Source organism: Sphingopyxis sp. EG6, assembly GCF_003609815.1.
GTDB lineage: Bacteria > Pseudomonadota > Alphaproteobacteria > Sphingomonadales > Sphingomonadaceae > Sphingopyxis.
The window spans coordinates 2,513,191-2,532,580 of record NZ_AP017603.1 but is presented as its reverse complement, the minus strand read 5'-3'; the positions used below and the strand labels follow the sequence as shown (position 1 = coordinate 2,532,580).

Genomic DNA, 19,390 nt, shown 5'->3' with positions numbered 1-19,390 from the left:
CATGAAGTTCGATACCCCCGCGACGACCAACCCGATCGACCAGCTGAAAGTGGTCGGCAAACCCACCAACCGCATCGATGGTCCGCTCAAGACGACGGGGCTCGCGCCCTATGCCTATGAACGGCATGATGTCGCGGCGAACCAGGCCTATGGCTATGTCGTCGGGTCGGCGATCGCCAAGGGGCGGATTGCGTCGATGAAGCTCGACGAAGCGCGTGCCGCGCCAGGGGTGCTGGCGATCGTCACCGCCGACAATGCGGGCAAGCTGGGCAAGGGCAATTTCAACACCGCAAAGCTGCTCGGCGGTCCGGAGGTCGACCATTATCATCAGGCGATCGCGCTGGTGGTCGCCGAGACATTCGAACAGGCGCGGGCCGCAGCGGCGCTGGTGCGGGTCGAATATGCGCGCGGCAAGGGAGCGTTCGAGCTGGCTGCCGCGCTGGGCAGCGCGGTCAAGCCGCCGCCGTCCTTCGGGACCGAGGCGGACAGCAGCGTCGGCGATTTTGCGGGCGCCTTTGCCGCAGCGCCGGTGCAACTCGACACCCGCTACACCACCCCCGACCATGCCCATGCGATGATGGAGCCGCACGCGTCGATCGCCGCCTGGAGCGGCGACAAGCTGACGCTGTGGACGTCGAACCAGATGATCGCCTGGTCGGTGGGCGACATGGCGAAAACGCTGGGTATCCCAAAGGAGAATATACGTCTCGATTCGCCCTATGTCGGTGGCGGGTTCGGCGGCAAGCTGTTCATTCGCGCCGATGCGCTGCTCGCGGCGCTCGGCGCCAAGGCGGCGGCGCGGCCGGTCAAGGTCGCACTGCCGCGCGCCTTCATGTTCAACAATACGCCGCACCGCCCGGCGACGATCCAGCGGATCCGGATCGGCGCGACCGCCGACGGCAAGATCACCGCGATCGGTCACGAAAGCTGGTCGGGCGATTTGCCCGGCGGCGGCCCCGAAACCGCGGTCGGACAAACGCGCCTGCTGTACGCGGGCGCGAACCGGATGACCGCGATGCGGCTCGCGGTGCTCGATTTGCCGGAAGGCAATGCGATGCGCGCGCCGGGCGAGGCTCCCGGAATGATGGCGCTCGAAGTCGCGATCGACGAGATGGCGGAAAAATTGGGGCTCGATCCAATCCGGTTCCGCATCATCAACGACACCCAGGTCGATCCCGAAAAACCGAGCCGTCCCTTTTCGCAGCGCCAGCTCAACGAATGCCTGACAATCGGTGCCGACAAATTCGGCTGGGCCAAGCGCAGCACGACACCGGGGGCGAGCCGCGATGGCCAATGGCTGGTCGGCATGGGGGTCGCCGCGGCGTTCCGCAACAACCTCAACGGCCCGTCGGCGGCGCGCGTGCGGCTCGACAAATCGGGCGTGGTGACGGTCGAAACCGATATGACCGACATCGGCACCGGCACCTATACGATCATCGCCCAGACCGCCGCCGAAATGATGGGCCTGCCACTCGAAAAGGTGGTCGTGAAACTCGGCGATTCGGCGTTCCCGGTGTCGGCCGGTTCGGGCGGCCAGTGGGGCGCGAACAGCTCGACCGCCGGGGTCTATGCCGCGTGCGTCAAGCTGCGCGAGGCGGTGGCGAAAAAGCTGGGTATGAACCCGGTCGATGCGGTGTTCGCCGACGGGAAGGTCAAGGCGGGACGGCAGAGCGTGGCGCTGGGCGACGCGGCCAAGGACGGCGAACTCGTCGCCGAGGACAAGATGGATTATGGCGATCTTGCCGAAAAATATCAGCAGTCGACCTTTGGTGCACATTTTGTCGAGGTTGGGGTTCATGCTGCGACCGGCGAAATCCGCATTCGCCGCATGCTCGCAGTGTGCGCAGCAGGGCGCATCCTCAATCCCAAGGCCGCGCGCAGCCAGGTGATCGGCGCGATGACCATGGGGGCGGGGTCGGCGCTGATGGAGGAACTTGCGGTCGACAAGCGCTTCGGATTTTTCGTCAACCATGACCTTGCGGGTTACGAAGTGCCGGTTCACGCCGACATCCCGCATCAGGAGGTGATCTTCCTCGACGAAACCGATCCGACAACTTCGCCGATGAAGGCGAAAGGTGTCGGCGAACTCGGCATCTGCGGGGTCGGGGCGGCGGTCGCCAACGCGGTTTACAACGCCACGGGCATCCGCACCCGCAACTATCCGATCACGCTCGACAAGCTGCTCGACAAGCTGCCCGCGGTCGCGTGACCGGCTGAACCGAAAAGGGCTCCGCCGCATAACGGCGGAGCCCTTCCAGGCCGCACACAATGATGAGGACCCTCGCCCTGCCGTTCGGGGTCGCGTCGAACGACAGGAATATTTTGGGCCCGACCCCTTCGACGCATCGCGGGTGGTCCGGAACGAATCCAGCGCGATGCGGTCGAAGGGATGGCCCCCCTTAGTCCTTGCAAATGGACCCTTATTTCGGCGGTGTGACGCGATCATCCCCCTGTTGGGGGATGGTCAACTTAAGATCGGCGCCAGCAGCCGCATCAATGCCGCTTCGCTGTCGACGCCGCATTTCAGATAGATTTGCTTGATCTGCCCGCGCAGCGTTTCGGCCGTCACGCCGCGTTCCGCCGCGATCCGGGCACGCGGTTTGCCTTCGAACAGGCGCACCGCGATATCGCCTTCGGCCGGGCTCAGGCGGTATATCGCGCTCAGATACTGGGTCACCCCGGCGCGATCGCGCCGGGGGCCGTTGGCGATCAGGATCGCGTGCGGCAATTTGCCGAGCGACCATTCGCGTTCGGGCAGACGAAAGCCTTCGATCATCAGTGGCGGGCGGCTCTCGGCGGTGATGATTTGCGTCCGCATATGGTCGAGGCCGCCATCGGCGGTCAGCGCCTGGACGGTCTGGCGCAGGGTGAAGGGGGCGCCCGGCGCATCGATCGATCGCCCCGCCACCCGGACATCGCCCGCCGCCAGCATGGCGTCGGCGCCGATGCTGTGGGCGAGCAACTGACCGCGCACGTCGATGATGAAAGCGCTGACCTGGATCGCGTCGAAGGCGCCCGCCAGCAGCTTGGCCTGCTCGCCCTCCAGCTTTTCCTGCAAGCGCACGGCGCGCCGCGCCGCCTTGGCACCGCTGGCAAAAATCTTGCGCTGCGCGGCGGTCGTCCGCCCGTCCTTGCGATCGCGCAAGGTCGCGAGGCCGACGATCCCGAAATTGTCGATCACCAAATTGGTCTGGCATCCAAAGGGAATGCCGATTTCTTCGCACCAGTCGAGATAGTCGGACGAGGCAAGCTGTGGGATGACCTGATCGTAATGTTCTTCGAACAGGACCGGATCGTAAAAGCCGCGCTCGATGTGCCGGTTGGACGCGGCGACGCGGAAGTTGTGGGTTTCGGCACCCCAGCCGCTGACGGCGAAATGATCGATCAGATCGGTGCTGAAGTTGGTGACGATGTTGAACGGAATCTCGCGCGCGCCGCCGACGCCGATGAGCTGGCCGTGCCCCGAACCTGTCTGGCTGGCGAGCGCATCGAGCGCGCCCAGCCACATGTCAGGCTGCAACGCCGCCTGCATGAATATTTCGTCCCAATCCGGGTCCGCCCGCTGCCCCATTGCGTCTGTCGCTTGCCCAATCGTGCCCCAATTTCACGTGGTGTCGCCCAAGTTTATGACAAAAGCCAATAAATTAACTTTAAAAAAGTTGAATTCGGCCTTGCTTGGGCCGCGTCGGCGCGGGCGGGAGCGATAGGCGCTAACCGTTCATAGGGAACAGTGGGGCGGTGCGCGCAGTGCAACAACTGCCTGTGGTGCCGGCTACAGGATTCGAACCCGTGGCCCCCTGATTACAAATCAGGTGCTCTACCAACTGAGCTAAGCCGGCGCTCGCGTTCCCCTAAGCATTTTTTCGGTGGATGGAAACAGCGGACATCGCACTGATGCCGACGGCGACAAATCGTCAGACGATTCCAAAGGTCCAGCCCTCGGTGCTGGCGATCGCTTCGGTGAGCGGCGCGGGCAGCCAGGGCGCTGCATCGCCCGCGACGGCGCGCAGCCAGGCAGCGGTCATCAGGGCGTCGCTGGCATGATCGCTGATCGACCCGGTCACCCCTACCGGGGGCGAGTCCAGCGCCGCCAAGGCCGCGTCGAGCGCGGCGCCGTCGCGGATCTTGCTGCGGCCCGCCGCGATCCCGGCTGCGCGCGCGGCGACGCCGGTGTAAATTTCGACAAGCAATGGACCGCTGCCGGGTACCGGGTCGAGGGGCCACAGCGGCAGCGCGGGGTGCAAGCGGTGAAGCAGCCGCATTCCCGCAAGGCTTGCCTTGCCGACCTGCGCCGCGCCGACCAGGTTGAAATTGCTGACGCTTGCCGCCTGTCTGGTTGCGCGCTGATGCTGCTCGACGACGCGCAGCCGTCCCGCGCCCGGGGCGAATAGGTCGCCGACGTCGCCGCGCGCGTGGCGGAAATGTCGCCGGGCATCGCGGTGGCTCAGGAATCCGTCGATCTGATAATGCGGGTCGGACCGCGTCAGCCGCTCGACGAGCGCCCACAGCGCGGGCAGGTTGTTCGGGCTCAAGTCCCACTGCGGAAAATAGGCGTCGCAATCGGCAAAGGCGAATGCCGCCGAAAAGTCGAAACCGATCAGCATGTCAGCGCGCGATGCGGCGACATGCTGCAACCACGCCAGGATTTCGGCGCGCGACCAGATATGGCCGGGACGCACCAGCTGGGGCGCGCCGGTGCCGCTTGCCACCGCCAGCGCGATCCCGCGTTGCCGGGGTCCGCGCGCGCCCGACCAGTCGAGGGCTGCAAAGTGGGCGAAGCGGCGCATGCGCTACGTTTAGCGCGGCCAATCGGCTTGCACAAAGCGCGATGGCGTCCCACATGCACCCCATGCTGATCGAAACCGAATCGACGCCCAATCCCGCGACGCTCAAATTCCTGCCCGGCCAGGCGGTGATGACATCGGGAACCCGTGACTTTGCGAGCCCCGAAGAGGCTGAGGCGTCGCCGCTGGCGAGCGCGCTGTTTTCGCTGGGCGACGTGACCGGCGTGTTCTTTGGCAGCGATTTCGTGTCGGTCACCGCGGCGCCGGGCGTTGGCTGGAGCGACCTGAAGCCCGATGTACTGGGCATTTTGATGGATCATTTCCTTGCCGGTGTGCCGCTGTTCAACGCCGCGAGCGCTGGTTTTGCGGTCCCTGCAGAGGATGAACCGAGCTTCGCCGACGACCCCGCCGATGCCGACATCATCGAACAGATCAAGGAATTGATCGAAACGCGCGTGCGCCCTGCGGTCGCCAATGACGGCGGCGACATCGTCTATCGGGGTTTTGACAAGGGCAATGTGTATCTGAAGCTGCAGGGCGCCTGCGCCGGTTGCCCCTCCTCGTCGGCGACGCTCAAGAACGGCATCGAATCGCTCTTGAAACATTATGTTCCCGAGGTAACGGCGGTTCACGCCGTCTGACCCATTTTCCACCGAGGAGTTAGCCCATGAGCGAGCCGCTATCCGACAGCGCCCTCGACCAGCTGTTTCGTACCGCGCGCACCTATAACGGCTATCTCGACCGGCCCGTTTCCGACGCGCAGTTGCATGCGATCTGGGATCTGATGAAATTTGGTCCGACCAGCGCCAATTGCCTGCCGGCGCGGATCATCTGGTGCACGTCGGACGCCGCGAAGCAAAAGCTTGCCGCGCTGGCGATGCCCGCCAATGCGGAAAAGATCCTGGCCGCGCCGGTCACCGCGATCATCGGCATGGACCTTGAATTCTACGAGAATCTGCCCGAACTTTTCCCGCATACCGATGCCCGCAGCTGGTTCGTCGGCAATGACGAGCTGGCGAAAGCGACGGCATTCCGCAATTCCAGCCTGCAGGGCGCCTATTTCATCCTGGCCGCGCGCGCGCTGGGTCTCGACACCGGTGCGATGTCGGGTTTCAACAATGCCGCGGTCGATGAAGCCTTTTTTGCCGATCAGCCGAGCGTGAAGAGCAACTTCATCTCGACGCTTGGCTATGGCGATCCGGCGACGATCTTCGAGCGCAGCCCGCGTCCGGATTTCGATCGCTTCAATCGTATCGCCTGAGCCGGAATTTCCAGGCCATATGCGCCAGTTGGTGATCGATTCGGCTAGCGAGGCCTGTTCGGTGGCGCTGATCGAGGGCGCCGATATTGTCGATTTTCGCCACGCCGTGATCGGCCGCGGCCACGCCGAGCGGCTGGTACCGCTGATCGCCGAGCTCGTCGATGGCGGCAAGGCCGACGCGATCACCGTCGGCTGCGGGCCGGGCAGCTTTGCCGGGGTGCGCATCGGCGTGGCCGCGGCGCGTGGGCTGGCCCTGGGCTGGCAGGTTCCGGTGCAAGGCTTTTCGACGCTGGCGCTGGTCGCCGCGGGCGCGGCTGACGCGATCGCCGCAGCGGGTGGTGCGCTCGTCGTGATGGAGGGTGGGCACGGGCAATGGTTCGTCCAGCCGTTTGCCGCCGACCTGTCGCCGCGCGCCGATCTTCGCTCGCTGCTGCCGGGCGCCGCCGCGGCGCTCGCCGACGAACTGATCGTGGGCAACCGCGCCGAACAATTTGTCGCGCTTCGGGGCGGGGGCCGTGCGCTCGCGACGCTGCCCGATGCGCGCGCCTTCGTGCACCTCCCACCGGCGGCGCTGCTCGATCAGCCCAGCCCGATCTATGGCCGCGCGCCCGACGCCAAGCCGATGGCGACGGCATGACCGGCGACATCCGCCTCGCCACCGCCCGCGTGGCGGATCTGGCCGCGGTGATGCGCGTGATGGACGCCGCTTTCGAGCCGGCCTATGGCGAAGCGTGGAGCGGCGCGCAGTTGCTCACCTTGTTTGCCTTGCCGTCGGCGCGCGTTTGCCTTGCGTGGGATGGTGACCAGCCCTGCGGCTTTTCGGCGGCGCGGATCGCCGGACCCGAAAGCGAGCTGCTGCTGCTCGCGGTAGACCCGGCCTGGCGAGGTCGCGGGATCGGCAGATTGTTGATGCAGGACTGGCAGGCCTGGGCCGCGGCGCAGGGCGCCGATGACTATTTTCTGGAAATGCGCGCCGACAATGACGCGGTGCATTTATATTCGCGCAGCGGATTTTCGGAAGTCGGTCGGCGGGCCGCTTATTATCGCGGTCAAGACGGCAAGATGCGCGATGCGATTACGATGCGGCGAACATCGCCGGTAACCGGTAGCAACTGATCGGTTGTTGCGCGATCGTGCGCAAAGTGGCAACATTGTAATTGGCGCAACAGGAATTCCAATGTTCGCTGTCCAGCTTCTGGGTCAAAACAATAAGGAATAGTCTCATGTCCGACCAAAATGATGCCAGCGAAATGCTCGTTACACTGACAGCCGACATCGTCGCCGCGCATGTCAGCAACAACAGCGTCGCGATTTCCGATCTTTCTTTGCTGATCAATAATGTCCACGCCGCGTTGACCGGTCTTGGCTCGACGCCGGTCGTCGAGGAAAAGCTGGTCCCCGCCGTATCGGTCCGCGCTTCGGTAAAGCCCGACTTCATCATTTGCCTGGAAGATGGCAAGAAACTGAAGATGCTGCGCCGCCACCTGATGACGCATTATGGCATGACCCCGGACGATTATCGTACGAAATGGGGACTGCCCGCCGACTATCCGATGGTCGCGCCGAACTATGCCGAACGGCGCCGCGCGCTGGCGAAGGAAATCGGCCTTGGCACCAAGGGCCGCGGCGGCGGACGCAAGCGCAAGGTCAAAGCCTGACCTTTTTTGATCATCGACTGATCGCGAGGAGAGGGGCGGTGCCGCGGGGTGCCGCCCTTGTCCTATCGCGGGGTCGCCCCTATACAGTCTGAACACAAAAGACGCGGCTGCATCTTGCAGGAAAGGCCAGCATGTCCGGTACCATCGACCTTGAAGCCCTGTGCCACGAAAAGGGGCTGCGCATTACCGAGCAGCGCCGCATCATCGCGCGCGTCATCTCGGATTCCGAAGATCATCCCGACGTCGAAACGCTGTACGAGCGCGCGTCGAAGATCGACAGCGGCATCTCGATCGCCACCGTCTATCGCACCGTGCGTCTGTTCGAAGAGGCGGGGATTCTCGACCGCCATGATTTTGGCGATGGCCGTTCGCGCTACGAAGCCGCGCCCGAAGCGCATCACGATCACCTGATCGATGTCGAAACGGGCAAGGTCATCGAATTCGTCGATCCCGAACTCGAAGCCTTGCAAAAGGTCATCGCCGAACGGTTGGGCTTCCGCCTCGTCGACCATCGCATGGAGCTTTATGGTGTCGCCATCGATCGCAAGCGCGACTGATCGCGCTGCGATCACCTGGCGAACCGTCGCCCGCCTGACCCTGATGGTGCTGGCGCTGCTGTTCCTGATCGTCCCGCACCTGCTCTATCGCGCCGTGGGTCGGCCTTCGCCGATGGTCATGGCGTTCCTCAATGCGGTCGGCTGGATCGCCGGGCTGCGCATCCGGACGACCGGCACCCGGCTTCGTCGCGACGTTCTGTTCGTATCCAACCATGTCAGCTGGCTCGACATATTGGCGCTCGGCGGCGCCGCGCGTTCGGCCTTCGTGTCGAAAGCCGAGGTGAAAACGACCCCGCTCGTCGGCTGGCTCGCCGACCAGAACAGCACCATCTATGTCCAGCGCGAAGCGAAACGCGACATTCACAGCCAGGCGAACAGCCTGCGCGACGCCCTCGCGCGCGGACGCCCGGTGACGCTGTTTCCCGAGGGGACGACCGGACCCGGCGACGGGCTACTGCCCTTCCGCGCCTCGCTGTTTCAGGCGATCATCCCGACGCCGCCCAATTTGCAGGTCCAGCCGGTGTTCCTCGATTATGGTTCGCAGGCAAACGACGTCGCCTGGCTCGACCCCGAATCGGGGCTCGACAATTTCAAGCGGCTGCTGGCGCGCAAGCGGCCGATCCCGCTGACGATCCATTATCTCGACCCGTTGCCCGACGAGGCCGAGCGCGACCGCAAGGCGATCAACGAGGCCGCACGCGCGGCGATAGCGGCCCGAATCGCGGCGACTTCCGCCGCGCCGCGGCATCGCCTATAGCGCGCCGATGAAATCCGACTCCGCCACCACCGCCAAGACCTTTCACGTCAAATCCTTCGGTTGCCAGATGAACGTCTATGACGGCGAGCGCATGGCCGAGATGCTGGGCGCCGAAGGCTATGTCGCCGCCGCCGACGGGGCCGACGCCGACCTGGTCGTCCTCAACACCTGCCATATCCGCGAGAAGGCGGCGGAGAAAGTCTATTCGGACATTGGCCGGTTGAAGCGCGCCGATGGCAGCACGCCGACGATCGCCGTCGCGGGCTGCGTCGCGCAGGCCGAAGGCGCCGAAATCGCGCGCCGTGCCCCGAGCGTCGATGTTGTCGTCGGCCCGCAAGCCTATCACCGCCTACCGGATCTGATCGCCCGCGCCGCGCGCGGCGAGAAGGCGGTCGATCTCGACATGCCGGCGATGAGCAAGTTCGGTGCGCTGCCGGGACGCGCCGGCGGCCAGCGCCCGACCGCCTTCCTGACGGTGCAGGAAGGCTGCGACAAATTCTGCACCTATTGCGTCGTGCCCTATACGCGCGGCGCCGAGATCAGTCGGCCGTTCGCCGATCTGGTCGCCGAGGCGCGCGCGCTAATCGCGGGCGGCGCGCGCGAGATCACGCTGCTCGGCCAGAACGTCAATGCGTGGGACGGCGAGGACGACCGGGGCAGGGTGATCGGGCTCGACGGGCTGATCCGCGAACTGGCGCGCGAGGATGGGCTGGAACGCCTGCGCTATACGACCAGCCATCCCAATGACATGACTGACGGGCTGATCGCCGCGCATGGCGAGATCGACAAGCTGATGCCGTTCCTCCACCTGCCGGTGCAGGCGGGCAGCGACCGTATCCTCGCCGCGATGAATCGCAGCCATAGCAGCGAGAGTTATTTGCGCGTCATCGAACGCGTCCGCGCGGCGCGCCCCGACATCGCGATTTCGGGGGATTTCATCGTCGGCTTCCCCGGCGAGAGCGAGGAAGATTTCCAGTCGACGCTCGATCTGATCCACGAGACCCGCTACGCGATGGCGTACAGCTTCAAATATTCGCGGCGTCCCGGAACGCCTGCGGCGACGATGGCGGACCAGATCGCCGAAGAGGTGATGAACGATCGCCTCCAGCGGTTGCAGGCGCTGCTCAATGAACAGCAGCAGGCGTTCAACGAGGCGACCGTCGGACGCACGACGCGCCTGCTCCTCGAACGCAAGGGCAAGCTCGATGGACAGCTGATCGGCAAGACGCCGTGGCTCCAGTCGGCGCATGTCACCGCACCGGGCCTGGCGATCGGCGACATGATCGATGTGCGGATCGTGTCGGCGGGCGCCAACAGCGTGGCGGCCGAAGCCCTTATGGAGCCCGTCGCCTAGTGCGGCTGGCGGAAGCTGTCTCCCCGAAGACACACTCCAACGCCTTCTGTCGAATTCCGAAACTATCGGTGATGGACTCCCGCCTTCGCGCGAGTACACAGGATCATTCTTAGCTTAGGTGACTTGCCCATATGTCCAAACGCCCGCTGACTGCCTCGACCCCCGCCGAACCCGGCGACCGCGTCCGATTGACCGCGGAGTTCGAGCGAACGCAGCTGTTGGGCATTCTCTTCGGCGAGTTCGACCGCAATCTGGTCAGCATCGAAAACCGCCTCGGCGTTTATATCTCGGCGCGTGGCAACCGGGTCCAGATCGAGGGCGAGGCCGAAGCGGCGGCGCGCGCGCGCGACGTCCTCACCGACCTGTATGACCGCATCGAAAAGGGGCAGGAGGTCGACGCCGGGATGGTCGATGGGGTGATCGCGATGTCGGCGCAGCCGACGCTCGACGGCATCATCCGCCACGACAAGGATGAAGCGCCGACGGTGATGATCCGCACGCGCAAAAAGACGATCGTCCCGCGCGCGCCGTCGCAGGTTCCCTATATGAAGGCGCTGGCGCGCGACGACGTGATTTTCGCGCTCGGCCCGGCGGGCACGGGCAAGACCTATCTTGCGGTGGCGCAGGCGGTGGCGCAGCTGATCACCGGCAGCGTCCAGCGCCTGATCTTGTCGCGGCCCGCGGTCGAGGCGGGGGAGAAGCTCGGCTTCCTGCCCGGCGACATGAAGGAAAAGGTCGATCCGTACCTGCGGCCGCTCTACGACGCGCTCCACGACTGCCTGCCCGCCGAACAGGTCGAGCGCCGTATCGCGTCGGGCGAAATCGAGATCGCGCCGCTGGCGTTCATGCGCGGACGGACGTTGGCCGACGCCTTCATCATCCTCGACGAGGCACAGAACACCACGATCCCGCAGATGAAAATGTTCCTGACCCGCTTCGGCATGAACAGCCGGATGGTGATTTGCGGCGACCCCAAACAGGTCGACCTGCCGATCCCCGCGACCTCGGGCCTCGCCGACGCGGTCGCGCGGCTCGAGGGGCTCGAAGGGATCAACATCAGCCGCTTCACGAGCGCTGACGTCGTCCGCCACCCGATCGTCGGGCGGATCGTCGAGGCTTATGAGGGGCCGGGAAGCTAGGGTGGCCCGTTAGGCGTGGGGAGCGGACGTTGGCGATCCTCCCCGGAACGGGAAGGGGGACCAGCGAAGCTGGTGGAGGGGCACCATCGGTTTGCCTTGCCGCCGAAGTCGTGCTCCACGGCTCGCACGTCCAAAAAGTGCAGCGCATCCGGTTGAGCGCCGCGTAAACCTCGCGTGCCCCTCCACCACCCTTCGGGTGGTCCCCCTCCCCCGTTGGGGGAGGATCGGCGACGTCTTCTTCGACCGAACGCCGCCACCGACCCCGCTCACATTGGCTACTTCTTCATCCCCTCGACGCTCCAGATTCCCGCCCCGCGCGTCGCGATGAACAGGAATGTGAAGCAATAGAGCGCGATCGTTTCGCCGCCATTGGCGATCGGGAAGGGGCTTTGCAGCCCGTGCGCGACCCAATAGCCGACCGCCGACATGCCGCTGGCGATGAAAGCCGCGGGGCGGGTGAACAGGCCGATGGCGATCAGCGCCCCCGCGATCAGTTCGATCGCGCCGGCAGCGTACAGCATCGGATTGAGCGGATAGGGGAAATCAGCTGGGAAGTTGAAGAATTTCTGCACCCCATGCGCCATGAACAACAGACCCGCGATGATGCGCAGCAGCGCATAGGCCTGTTCGCCGAAACCATCGAGAAACTTCATGATTGGACCCCTCCTCCTCATTGTCGAGGCGGGCAGGCTATCGGATTTTTGCCTCCGCACGAAATATTTTCGTCTGTCATGTCACAGCCGCCGGTCGTGCCGCGTCAAGCCGGTACATCGCAACCAAAGGAGACACGCCATGACCGTCGTAACCGATCCCTTCGCCGCCGCCCCGCAGCTGATGAAACAGTGGATGGGCCTGTCGCTCGCGGCACAGGACAGCCTTGAAAAAAGCCTGATCGAGCTGGTCAAGCTCCGCGCGTCGATCGTCAACGGCTGCGCCAATTGCATCAACATGCACAGCATCGAGGCGCGCGCCGCGGGCGAGACCGAGCAACGGCTCCACCTGCTCGCCGCGTGGCAGGAGGCGCCGGTCTATACGCCCCGCGAACGCGCCGCGCTGGCGTGGACTGACGCCTTGACCCGCCTGTCCGCTGGTCACACACAGCAGGCCGCGAAAGAAGGACTCGAAGCGCATTTCACGCCGGAGGAGCAGGTGAACCTTACCCTGATGATCAACGTCATCAATGGCTGGAACCGCCTCGCGGTGGGTTTCGACCTTTGGTACGACATGCCGGCGACCAAGGCGGCCTGATGACCGCGCAGGGCTCGCAGGATGAAGCGGACGCGGCGGTTAGTTTCGACCCGCTGCGCCCGCTGCTCACCCGCGTCGCGTACCGTATGCTCGGCTCGGTCGCCGATGCCGAGGATGTCGTCCAGGATGCCTTCCTCCGCTGGCTCGGTACCGATCGCAGCGTCGTGCGCGAGCCCGCAGCGTTCCTTCGCCGCACCGTGACGCGGCTCTGCCTTGACCAGCTCAAATCGGCGCGGAGTCGGCGCGAGACCTATATCGGTCCGTGGCTGCCCGATCCGCTGGTCGAGGAGGAGGAGGAAGACGATGTCACGCTTCCGCTGATGCTCGCGCTCGAACGGCTCTCCCCTCTCGAGCGCGCCGCCTTTCTCCTCCACGATGTTTTCGGGGTCGGTTTCGACGAGGTGGCGAAGACGATCGACCGTGATCCCGGTGCGACGCGCCAGCTTGCGGCGCGCGCCCGCGCGCACGTCCGCGACGCGCGCCCGCGCTACAAGCTGGAGAAGCAGCGCGGGCTGGAGATCGCCAACGCCTTTTTCGAAGCGTCGCGCAGCGGCGATATGGCGGCACTTGGCGCGATGCTTGCCGCCGACGTCGGCATGTGGGCCGACGGCGGCGGCAAGCGCCCCGCCGCCGCGATCCCGATCCTTGGCAAGGCGCTGGTGATGAAGGTGCACCGCAGCGTCGCGGTGCTGCTGCGCAAATATGGCTCGACGCTGGTCCACACCGGCCTGATCAACGGCCTGCCGGGCTTTGTCACGCGCGAGGCCGACGGCGAGCTTCAGACCACCGCGCTCGAGATCGAGGACGGCAAGGTCGCCAGCATCTATGTGATGCGCAACCCCGACAAGCTCAAACATATGCACTGACGCGGTGCGTCAAAGTAGCGGCGATACGGAGCACTTTGGAAAAATTGGATATTCCCCGCTTTGCACGTTGCGCGTGCCTGACGCGATATTAAGATCGCGGTCGGAACGAGTTGCTGGGGGGACGGCGATGATCGGGCGGATTTTGTTGGGGCTGGGGTTTGCGGGTGCTGCTGCGGCGGTGCTGGCGCAGGGTGGGGGTGAGATCAATCCTAACCGCTTTGCCAGCGGAAACGCGAATATTTATCAGCGCCCCGGTGTGGTTCAACGTGAAGGCCGGGATGTCGAGGCGACGGACTATCAAGTGTGGCACACCGTCAACGGTTCGGGGTTCCTCAGCCTGAAGATCGAGAAGAGCCCGCCGGGCGACGAGTATCTGGCCGTCTGGCGTTCTGACAGATATGGTAAGGCTGTAAGCTGCGACGAAGAGGCGAAAGTGGTTGCCGCGCTCGCGGCCCATCTAAAATTTGCGGTGTATTCCTCCGACCTGAGTAAATGTAGGTCGATCCCGAGTGGGATACTTTTGCGCACGATCGAGGAGCAAGGGCGGATGGTACTTGCGCCGCTCGGCGTCGCTCGCCCGACGGCTCCGATCACGGCCAATTGCAAATCCGACGCTTATCTCGGCGCGTGGCAACGCAAGGGCGAGGGCGCACAGAAACCGCAGGTGCAGATCGTCTTCGCCACCGAACGCGGCGCCAGCGCGCCGGTCGGATCGACGCGCGGTTTTGCGTCGGCGCCTTACGGCGACGGCGCGGTCGTCGCGTCGCGGATTCGGCAGGTTGGCGACAGCTGCACCTTTGACGCGCAATGCGGGTCGAACCTGTCGTCGGCGAACGCGTGCAAGCTGGTGATCGACCCGGTGAAAAATGCGCTGAAGGTCGAGGGTGGGTCGCAGATGTTCATCTCCGATCGCGTCTGGACGCGGTCGGCGCCAATGGCGGTCGAGGCGATGTGCAGCCGCGAGGATGTCGAGGGCGACTGGCGGCGCAGCGACGGCGCGAACGTGCCGATCGTCGGAGTTCATGTCTTCAAGAACGGTCCCGGCGGCAACGCGCTGCTGTTCAACCATCCCGAGGGCTGGTGGCCCAAGGGGCAGACCAAATTCACGGGCATCTATCGCGAGGGCGGCGACCGGAGCTGCAAGCTCAAGGCGACCTGCGCGACCTACGACCGCACGGCGAGCGGCACTGTCGTCCGTCGCGAACGCGCCTGCACGCTGACGATCGACCCGGTGAAAAAGCGCATGACCGAAAGCGGGTCCAGCTTGTTCTACACCCGCGACGGCGCGGCGAAAGGGACGCCCGCGAAGCCCGAGGCGGCGGCCGCGGTGCCGACGGCGCAATCGGCGGAGGAGCAGGCCGCGACCAGCGCGCTCAATGCGCAGCAGGCGGAAACCGCGAAGCGGGAGATCGCCGAATATGAAGCGCAGACAAAGCGGATTGCCGACGAGCAGGCGGCGAAGGAGGCTGCGTATCGCAAGGCGCTGGCCGATCGCGAGGCGCTGATCGCCGAAAATGAGCGCAAGGCCAGGGAGGCCTATACGAAATGGGAGGCCGCCGCCGCCGCGTGCCGCGCGGGCGACCAAAGCCAATGTGCGCCGCAGCCGAAGCCCTGATCGCTCAAAAAACGCTGTTCCTGCCCATCGTAACCGGGTAGCCGACCGCGATGATGCTGATTGTCGAAACTGCGGGACCATTCCTGCCCGCAACCGTGGGGTCGCACGCGGGGCGGTGTTACAGAATGCCGCGAACCGACAGGATCGGGCCGTGCTAGTCATCGAGACCCATGAGGCGACGCCCTGGCCTGATCCGCTCGATTGGGAAACGCGCGCCGCGGAAGCGGTGGCCGCGGCGCTGGCGCTGACGCCGTACGCAGCGCTGGCCAATGCGGCCCCGCTGGTCGAGGTCGCTGTGCGGCTTTCCGACGATGCCGAAGTCCAGACGCTGAACCGCGATTTTCGCGGTAAGGACAAGCCGACCAACGTGCTGTCCTTTCCGCAGGTCCAGGCCGACCTGCTCGAAGGTTTGGCGAACAGCGACGACGGCGAAATATTGCTCGGCGATATCGTGCTGGCGCGCGAAACCTGCGCGCGCGAGGCCGGGGAGAAAGCGATTTCGACCGGCGATCATGCCACGCATCTGATCGTCCACGGGACCTTGCATCTGCTTGGCTATGATCATGGCGATGATGCGAGCGCCGGGGCAATGGAGGCCTTGGAAGTGAAAGCGCTTGCATCGCTGGGCATCGCCAATCCATATGCGGATCAGGATTAACAGAGGAACCGCGACCTATATGCCCGACGACCAGGGATCTTCCAGCCGATCGGACGAGGACAGTAGATCCGGCCTGTGGGCCGGGCTGCGGACGTTGCTGTTCGGCGGCGACAAGGAACCGTCGCTGCGCGAACAGATCGAAGAGGTCATCGACGAGGCCGAGGAAGAGGGGCACGACCGGCGCGGCAGCAATATCGTTGGCGATATGTCGCCGATCGAGCGCAAGATGCTGCGCAACCTGCTCCATTTTGGCGAACAGACGGTCGACGATGTCGCGGTCCCGCGCGCCGACATCATCGCGATCCCCGAAAGCGCCAGCTTCGCCGAAATCGTCGCGCAATTTGCAGAGGCGGGGCATAGCCGCCTGCCGGTGTACCGCGAAAATCTGGACGAGGTGGTCGGGATGATCCACGTCAAGGATGTGTTCGCGGTGCTCGCCGAGGGACGCCCGCCGCCGCCGCTGCTCGACCTGATCCGCCAGCCGCTCTATGTTCCGCAATCGATGGGCGTACTCGACCTGCTCGCCGAAATGCGCGCCAAACGCACCCATCTGGCGATCGTCATCGACGAATATTCGGGGACCGAAGGCCTGCTCACGATCGAGGATCTGGTCGAGGAAATCGTCGGTGAGATCGAGGATGAGCATGACGACGAACCGACCGCGCTGTTCGTCCCAGGCGACGACGGCTGCTGGGACGCCGATGCGCGCGCCGAGCTTGACGACGTCGGCGAAGCGATCGACCCCCGGCTTGCCGAGGTCGAGGAAGATGTCGATACGCTCGGCGGTCTCGCCGCGGTGCTCGCCGGCCATGTTCCCGAGGTCGGAGAAATGCTCGTCCATCCAAGCGGCTGGCGCATCGAGGTGACCGAGGCCGACGAACGGCGTGTCCATCGCTTACGGCTGCACCCGCCGGTCGAGGTCGATCTGGAAGCGCCGTTGGAACGCGGCGACGAGTTCTGACGGAATTGCCTTTGCCGGACTAAAGGATTAGGCGAGGCCGGATGGAAGTTTCCGACCTTCGCATCGCGCTGTTCAGCGGCAATTACAATATGACCGTCGATGGTGCGAACAAGGCGCTGAACCGCCTTGTCGGCTATCTGCTTGCGCAGGGCGCGGCGGTGCGCGTCTATTCGCCGACCGTCGCCAACCCCGATTTCGCGCCGACCGGCGATCTGGTCAGCGTGCCGTCCTTCGCGATTCCGGGGCGCAGCGAATATCGCATTCCGGTGACCTTTTCGTCGCGCGTCCGGCAGGACATCGCCGAATTTGCACCCAACATCCTTCATATCTCCAGCCCCGACCGCGTTTCGCGGCAGGCCGCGGCGTGGGCGCGCCGCCGCAAGCTGCCCGTCGCCTGTTCGGTTCACACGCGCTTCGAAACCTATTTCCGCTACTATAATCTGTCATTCCTCGAACCGGTGATCGTCGCCTGGCTGCGCAAGCTCTACCGCAAATGCGATGCGCTGATCGCACCGTCGGAAAGCTTTGCGCAGGTGCTGCGCGACCAGCGGATGAATTACGACATCGGCATCTGGACCCGCGGGGTCGAACAGGATGTGTTCAATCCCATGCGCCGCGACATCGAATGGCGCCGCGGGCTTGGCATCGACGATGATATCCCGGTGATCGCTTTCCTTGGCCGACTGGTGATGGAAAAGGGGCTCGACGTGTTCGCCGACAGCATCGATGTGCTGGCGCGGCGCGGGGTGCCACACAAGGTCGTCGTGATCGGCGAGGGACCGGCGGGCGAATGGTTCGAATCGCGGCTGCCGAACGCCAGCTTCGTCGGCTTTCAGGGCGGCGAGAATCTCGCGCAGGCGTTGGCGTCGTGCGACATTTTCTTCAATCCGTCGGTCACCGAAACCTTTGGCAATGTGACGCTGGAGGCAATGGCGTGCGGGCTTCCCGTCGTCGCCGCGCGCGCCACGGGCAGCGCCAGCATCGTCAAGCATGGCCAGACGGGCTACCTCGTCTCGCCGGGGTCGATCACCGGCTTTGCCGATCATCTCCAGCGCTATTGCGCCGATCCCCGGCTGCGCGCCGACCATGGCGCGGCGGCGGAGAGCGAAAGCGGTGCCTATCAATGGGACGCAATCAACCGCGCGGTGGCCGACACCTATCTGCGGCTGATCCGCCAGAAACAGCGGCGCGGGGGCTGAGCGTCCGATGGCCGGAGATTTGTTCGGCGGCGAGACACCGGCCCGGCGCGACGAGAGCGCGGTCGGCCCGGTGCCGCTCGCCGAGCGGTTGCGCCCGCGCACGCTGGGCGACGTTGTCGGGCAGGAACATCTGACCGGCCCCGAGGGTACGATCGGTCGCATGGTCGCGGCGGGACAATTGTCGTCGATCATCCTGTGGGGGCCGCCGGGCACCGGCAAGACGACGATCGCGCGATTGCTGGCCGAGGCGGTGGGGATGCGCTTTGCGGCGCTGTCGGCGGTCTTTTCGGGGGTTGCCGACCTTCGGACCGCCTTCGCCGATGCCGAAAAAATGGCCGCCGCGGGCAAACGCACCTTGCTGTTCGTCGATGAGATCCACCGCTTCAATCGCGCGCAGCAGGACGGGTTCCTGCCCTATGTCGAGCGCGGCACCGTGGTGCTCGTCGGCGCGACGACCGAGAACCCCAGCTTTGCCTTGAACGCCGCGCTCCTGTCGCGGGCGCAGGTGCTGGTGCTGAACCGGCTGGGCGAAGACGCGCTTCGCCTGCTGGTCGCGCGTGCCGAGGCCGACGTCGGGCGGGCGCTGCCGGTTACCGATGAGGCGAAGGCTGCGCTGGTCGCGAGCGCCGACGGCGACGGACGCTTCCTGCTCAACCAGGTCGAGACATTGTTCGCCGCCGCGATCGCTGAGCCGCTGGGGCCGAGCGAGCTGGCGCAGTTTCTGCATCGCCGGATGCCGGTTTACGACAAGGATCGCGACGGCCACTACAATCTGATTTCGGCGCTGCACAAGGCGCTGCGCGGTTCTGATCCGCAGGCGTCGCTATACTATCTGGCGCGGATGTTGGTGGCAGGCGAGGAGCCGCTCTATGTGCTGCGGCGACTGGTGCGCTTCGCGAGCGAGGACGTCGGCCTCGCCGACCCGCAGGCGCTGGTGCAATGCCTTGCCGCAAAGGATGCCTTTCAGTTTCTCGGCTCGCCCGAGGGCGAACTCGCGATCGTGCAGGCCTGCCTCTATCTTGCCACCGCCCCCAAATCGAACGCCGCCTATGCGGCGCAAAAGGCGGCCTTTGCGTCGGCGCGCGATACCGGGTCGCTCGCGCCGCCCGCAAATATCCTCAACGCGCCGACCAAGCTGATGAAAGACTTGGGTTACGGCGCGGGCTATGCCTATGACCATGACGCGCCCGACGGCTTTTCAGGCGCAGACTATTGGCCCGATGGCATGGGCGCGCAAACCTATTACCAGCCGACCGATCGCGGGTTCGAAAAGCGGATCGCGGAGCGCATCGCTTGGTGGGACGAACAGCGCCGAACACGAAGCCAAGGGTGA

General features: G+C 65.1%; 20 protein-coding genes and 1 tRNA gene. 17 read left to right on the top strand and 4 right to left on the bottom strand.

Annotated features, from left to right (window positions below; translation table 11 throughout):
* Position 1 precedes the first annotated feature (1 nt).
* Complete coding sequence (gene paoC, locus SPYCW_RS12265) at positions 2-2,209, top strand: aldehyde oxidoreductase molybdenum-binding subunit PaoC (protein ID WP_120216997.1); 2,208 nt, start codon at positions 2-4, stop codon at positions 2,207-2,209.
* 255 nt (positions 2,210-2,464) lie between these two features.
* Here the strand turns inward: paoC and SPYCW_RS12260 are convergent, their stop codons facing one another.
* From SPYCW_RS12260 to SPYCW_RS12250, 3 genes are all read right to left on the bottom strand, one after another.
* Positions 2,465-3,532, bottom strand: a complete 1,068-nt coding sequence (locus SPYCW_RS12260; RefSeq protein ID WP_145985981.1) for a helix-turn-helix transcriptional regulator — start codon at positions 3,530-3,532, stop codon at positions 2,465-2,467.
* Between the two features lie 231 nt (positions 3,533-3,763).
* Positions 3,764-3,839, bottom strand: a tRNA-Thr gene (locus SPYCW_RS12255).
* A gap of 75 nt (positions 3,840-3,914) precedes the next feature.
* The gene (locus tag SPYCW_RS12250) at positions 3,915-4,787 is read right to left on the bottom strand and encodes a hypothetical protein (protein ID WP_120216995.1); all 873 of its coding nucleotides are present in this window, start codon (positions 4,785-4,787) and stop codon (positions 3,915-3,917) included.
* Between the two features lie 62 nt (positions 4,788-4,849).
* Between SPYCW_RS12250 and SPYCW_RS12245 the strand changes: the two genes are divergently transcribed.
* From SPYCW_RS12245 to SPYCW_RS12205, 9 genes are all read left to right on the top strand, one after another.
* A complete protein-coding gene (locus SPYCW_RS12245; RefSeq protein ID WP_120216994.1) occupies positions 4,850-5,425 on the top strand; it encodes a NifU family protein in 576 nt (191 codons plus the stop codon).
* A gap of 26 nt (positions 5,426-5,451) precedes the next feature.
* Positions 5,452-6,045: a malonic semialdehyde reductase gene (locus tag SPYCW_RS12240; RefSeq protein ID WP_120216993.1), complete on the top strand. Its 594-nt coding sequence runs from the start codon at positions 5,452-5,454 to the stop codon at positions 6,043-6,045.
* 19 nt (positions 6,046-6,064) lie between these two features.
* Positions 6,065-6,682 carry a tRNA (adenosine(37)-N6)-threonylcarbamoyltransferase complex dimerization subunit type 1 TsaB gene (gene tsaB, locus SPYCW_RS12235; protein WP_120216992.1) on the top strand — a complete coding sequence of 206 codons (618 nt, stop codon included), beginning with the start codon at positions 6,065-6,067 and terminating at the stop codon, positions 6,680-6,682.
* Positions 6,679-7,161 (top strand): GNAT family N-acetyltransferase, encoded by a 483-nt coding sequence (locus SPYCW_RS12230; RefSeq protein WP_120216991.1) that lies wholly within the window; start codon positions 6,679-6,681, stop codon positions 7,159-7,161. The genes tsaB and SPYCW_RS12230 overlap by 4 nt, the downstream gene beginning before the upstream one ends.
* Before the next feature lie 107 nt (positions 7,162-7,268).
* Positions 7,269-7,703 carry a MucR family transcriptional regulator gene (locus SPYCW_RS12225; RefSeq protein WP_120216990.1) on the top strand — a complete coding sequence of 145 codons (435 nt, stop codon included), beginning with the start codon at positions 7,269-7,271 and terminating at the stop codon, positions 7,701-7,703.
* 131 nt (positions 7,704-7,834) lie between these two features.
* Entirely contained in the window at positions 7,835-8,260 is a 426-nt protein-coding gene (locus SPYCW_RS12220) for a Fur family transcriptional regulator (RefSeq protein ID WP_120216989.1), read from the top strand.
* Positions 8,232-9,017 carry a lysophospholipid acyltransferase family protein gene (locus SPYCW_RS12215; protein ID WP_120218275.1) on the top strand — a complete coding sequence of 262 codons (786 nt, stop codon included), beginning with the start codon at positions 8,232-8,234 and terminating at the stop codon, positions 9,015-9,017. Before SPYCW_RS12220 ends, SPYCW_RS12215 begins: the two co-directional genes overlap by 29 nt.
* A gap of 7 nt (positions 9,018-9,024) precedes the next feature.
* Entirely contained in the window at positions 9,025-10,371 is a 1,347-nt protein-coding gene (gene miaB / locus SPYCW_RS12210) for a tRNA (N6-isopentenyl adenosine(37)-C2)-methylthiotransferase MiaB (RefSeq protein ID WP_120216988.1), read from the top strand.
* 131 nt (positions 10,372-10,502) lie between these two features.
* Positions 10,503-11,510 (top strand): PhoH family protein, encoded by a 1,008-nt coding sequence (locus SPYCW_RS12205; RefSeq protein ID WP_120216987.1) that lies wholly within the window; start codon positions 10,503-10,505, stop codon positions 11,508-11,510.
* A gap of 275 nt (positions 11,511-11,785) precedes the next feature.
* Here the strand turns inward: SPYCW_RS12205 and SPYCW_RS12200 are convergent, their stop codons facing one another.
* Positions 11,786-12,163 carry a DoxX family protein gene (locus SPYCW_RS12200; RefSeq protein ID WP_120216986.1) on the bottom strand — a complete coding sequence of 126 codons (378 nt, stop codon included), beginning with the start codon at positions 12,161-12,163 and terminating at the stop codon, positions 11,786-11,788.
* A gap of 139 nt (positions 12,164-12,302) precedes the next feature.
* Here SPYCW_RS12200 and SPYCW_RS12195 point away from each other — a divergent pair, with 139 nt between their 5' ends.
* The 7 genes from SPYCW_RS12195 (at position 12,303) to SPYCW_RS12165 (ending at position 19,390) form a co-directional block, all read left to right on the top strand.
* Entirely contained in the window at positions 12,303-12,758 is a 456-nt protein-coding gene (locus tag SPYCW_RS12195; RefSeq protein WP_120216985.1) for a carboxymuconolactone decarboxylase family protein, read from the top strand.
* Positions 12,758-13,624 carry a sigma-70 family RNA polymerase sigma factor gene (locus SPYCW_RS12190; RefSeq protein WP_120216984.1) on the top strand — a complete coding sequence of 289 codons (867 nt, stop codon included), beginning with the start codon at positions 12,758-12,760 and terminating at the stop codon, positions 13,622-13,624. The genes SPYCW_RS12195 and SPYCW_RS12190 overlap by 1 nt, the downstream gene beginning before the upstream one ends.
* Before the next feature lie 127 nt (positions 13,625-13,751).
* Positions 13,752-15,239 (top strand): cell envelope integrity protein TolA, encoded by a 1,488-nt coding sequence (locus tag SPYCW_RS12185; RefSeq protein WP_120216983.1) that lies wholly within the window; start codon positions 13,752-13,754, stop codon positions 15,237-15,239.
* A gap of 151 nt (positions 15,240-15,390) precedes the next feature.
* The gene (ybeY, locus tag SPYCW_RS12180; protein ID WP_120218274.1) at positions 15,391-15,897 is read left to right on the top strand and encodes an rRNA maturation RNase YbeY; all 507 of its coding nucleotides are present in this window, start codon (positions 15,391-15,393) and stop codon (positions 15,895-15,897) included.
* A 19-nt stretch (positions 15,898-15,916) separates the two neighbouring features.
* A complete protein-coding gene (locus SPYCW_RS12175) occupies positions 15,917-16,858 on the top strand; it encodes a hemolysin family protein (protein ID WP_120216982.1) in 942 nt (313 codons plus the stop codon).
* A 41-nt stretch (positions 16,859-16,899) separates the two neighbouring features.
* Entirely contained in the window at positions 16,900-18,057 is a 1,158-nt protein-coding gene (locus SPYCW_RS12170) for a glycosyltransferase family 4 protein (RefSeq protein ID WP_120216981.1), read from the top strand.
* A 7-nt stretch (positions 18,058-18,064) separates the two neighbouring features.
* Positions 18,065-19,390, top strand: a complete 1,326-nt coding sequence (locus SPYCW_RS12165) for a replication-associated recombination protein A (protein ID WP_120216980.1) — start codon at positions 18,065-18,067, stop codon at positions 19,388-19,390.

What these genes read in the sequence shown, in the direction of transcription:
- paoC (WP_120216997.1), top strand. Translation starts at nt 2, where the DNA reads ATGAAGTTCGATACCCCCGCGACGACCAACCCGATCGACCAGCTGAAA.
- SPYCW_RS12170 (WP_120216981.1), top strand. Translation starts at nt 16,900, where the DNA reads ATGGAAGTTTCCGACCTTCGCATCGCGCTGTTCAGCGGCAATTACAAT.
- miaB (WP_120216988.1), top strand. Translation starts at nt 9,025, where the DNA reads ATGAAATCCGACTCCGCCACCACCGCCAAGACCTTTCACGTCAAATCC.
- SPYCW_RS12225 (WP_120216990.1), top strand. Translation starts at nt 7,269, where the DNA reads ATGTCCGACCAAAATGATGCCAGCGAAATGCTCGTTACACTGACAGCC.
- SPYCW_RS12200 (WP_120216986.1), bottom strand. Translation starts at nt 12,163, where the DNA reads ATGAAGTTTCTCGATGGTTTCGGCGAACAGGCCTATGCGCTGCTGCGC.
- SPYCW_RS12205 (WP_120216987.1), top strand. Translation starts at nt 10,503, where the DNA reads ATGTCCAAACGCCCGCTGACTGCCTCGACCCCCGCCGAACCCGGCGAC.
- SPYCW_RS12220 (WP_120216989.1), top strand. Translation starts at nt 7,835, where the DNA reads ATGTCCGGTACCATCGACCTTGAAGCCCTGTGCCACGAAAAGGGGCTG.
- tsaB (WP_120216992.1), top strand. Translation starts at nt 6,065, where the DNA reads ATGCGCCAGTTGGTGATCGATTCGGCTAGCGAGGCCTGTTCGGTGGCG.
- SPYCW_RS12240 (WP_120216993.1), top strand. Translation starts at nt 5,452, where the DNA reads ATGAGCGAGCCGCTATCCGACAGCGCCCTCGACCAGCTGTTTCGTACC.
- SPYCW_RS12175 (WP_120216982.1), top strand. Translation starts at nt 15,917, where the DNA reads ATGCCCGACGACCAGGGATCTTCCAGCCGATCGGACGAGGACAGTAGA.
- SPYCW_RS12190 (WP_120216984.1), top strand. Translation starts at nt 12,758, where the DNA reads ATGACCGCGCAGGGCTCGCAGGATGAAGCGGACGCGGCGGTTAGTTTC.
- SPYCW_RS12260 (WP_145985981.1), bottom strand. Translation starts at nt 3,532, where the DNA reads ATGCAGGCGGCGTTGCAGCCTGACATGTGGCTGGGCGCGCTCGATGCG.
- SPYCW_RS12185 (WP_120216983.1), top strand. Translation starts at nt 13,752, where the DNA reads ATGATCGGGCGGATTTTGTTGGGGCTGGGGTTTGCGGGTGCTGCTGCG.
- SPYCW_RS12195 (WP_120216985.1), top strand. Translation starts at nt 12,303, where the DNA reads ATGACCGTCGTAACCGATCCCTTCGCCGCCGCCCCGCAGCTGATGAAA.
- SPYCW_RS12245 (WP_120216994.1), top strand. Translation starts at nt 4,850, where the DNA reads ATGCTGATCGAAACCGAATCGACGCCCAATCCCGCGACGCTCAAATTC.
- SPYCW_RS12250 (WP_120216995.1), bottom strand. Translation starts at nt 4,787, where the DNA reads ATGCGCCGCTTCGCCCACTTTGCAGCCCTCGACTGGTCGGGCGCGCGC.
- SPYCW_RS12165 (WP_120216980.1), top strand. Translation starts at nt 18,065, where the DNA reads ATGGCCGGAGATTTGTTCGGCGGCGAGACACCGGCCCGGCGCGACGAG.
- SPYCW_RS12230 (WP_120216991.1), top strand. Translation starts at nt 6,679, where the DNA reads ATGACCGGCGACATCCGCCTCGCCACCGCCCGCGTGGCGGATCTGGCC.